This window comes from uncultured Campylobacter sp. (genome assembly GCF_938031315.1).
Classification (GTDB): domain Bacteria; phylum Campylobacterota; class Campylobacteria; order Campylobacterales; family Campylobacteraceae; genus Campylobacter_B.
Genome location: NZ_CALHHT010000461.1, coordinates 1 through 1492, shown reverse-complemented (window position 1 = coordinate 1492; position 1492 = coordinate 1). Strand labels below are relative to the sequence as shown.

The window sequence follows — 1492 nt, the reverse complement described above, 5'->3', positions numbered from 1 at the left end:
GACAAAATTTCGCTCAGTGGCGAGCAGTTCGAACGATTTAGAGCTAGAATTTTTGGGATTTTAAACTCCGGCGGACGCGAGCTTGCAGGCAGGCTCACGCTCTCTTCTACGCCCAAAAAGAAAGCCCGCGCAGATCGTCTCCGCGCGGCAGATGGCTATGAGGAGTTTGACGGCATCTGCGATTTTGGTAGTTTTTGCGGCGGAGATTCGGGGGCAGTTTCGCCAGAGGCAAATGACAGCTTGGCAAAGACTTCGTATGCTACAAACGCAAGGCGCGGCGAGCGAGATTTTTCTGCGCGCAGCGCTCAGAGTGCGCAAGGCTTTACTTCGCAGGCAGAATTTCAAGATGTTTCGCAAGCAGAATTTTATGGTGTGGCTCAGGCGGAATTTTGCGCAGATACCGCGTGGGATACGACGCGCGAGAATTTAATTTTGCAAAATGACGCTGCGCAGGATGATATGAGCGTGGGGCTCGCCGCTAGTTTCGAAGAGAGCGCAAATGCGAGGAGTAAAAATTTTATGCCGCAAAGCTCTGCGCCTGCGAATTCTGCCAAAGGGCAAAGCTTCATTCCTGCATCGCGAAATTTTGCTTCCACGCAAAGCTCTGCGCTCGTGAAAGATTCCGCATTTGAGTCGCAAAATTCTAATTTTATGGCGCAAATAGAGAATTTTGCAGCTGAAAATTCGTTTGTAGCAGAGCAGGGCACGGACTTACGAAGTAAAAATTCTACGGTACAAAGCTCTGCATCAAAAAATTCCACTTTCGTAAATTCTGCGCTTGATATAAAGTGCGTAAATGATTGCAAGCCTCAAGGCTCCGAGTTTTCCAAGGGGCAAAGCGCTAAATTTGCTAGCTGCCGTGCCGCAAATTTTACCTTAGAAAATGCTTTGGAATTCGCGCCTCAAGATGAGAATTTAGTCGGTGAGGATTCAATATTTTTGGCAAAAGGGCAAAATTACGCGCTAAAAAATTCCGACGAGCAAAATTTAGCACAGAAAAGCTCCGCACAAGAGTGGCGCCCTTCGAATTTGCCGCCGCAAGTGGGAAATAAATTTGTGCCCGAATTTGAGCAATCCGCGCAGTCTGCGTTAACGGGTGAGAATTCTACGTTTGCTTCTTCTATGGCGGAGGGGGCGCTTGGTGATGAGCCCGCGTCTGCTGCTTTTGGGAGCGAATCAACTTTTGCGACTAAGCCCGTAAATTTCTATGGCAAGCCTGTGCGCAAAGCGCCTGCGAAAGAGAGCGCGCGCCTGACGGGGCGTCCGCAGGCTCTGCCTATTGCAAGCACTTCGCGTCCTATCTCGCTACCGCAAGCGCCTAGAGCTAGGCTCATCGAGCTTAAGCCGCGTTTCATAGGCATCGCGCATAGGATTAAAATTTCGTTTTTGAAAAAGAGCGCGAGCGAGCCAGGCGAAGGGGTTTTGGCGCGCGTTCGTATTCCGCTTTTGATGGAGAATTTCGGTCTTAATGATATTTTGTCGTCCACGGCGA

The 1492-nt window shown here is 49.8% G+C and carries 1 protein-coding gene; it reads left to right on the top strand.

The genetic code is table 11. The features are described 5' to 3' along the window. Positions 1 to 1492: hypothetical protein (locus tag Q0236_RS11455; RefSeq protein ID WP_297918113.1), on the top strand; the 1492-nt coding region annotated here is incomplete at both ends.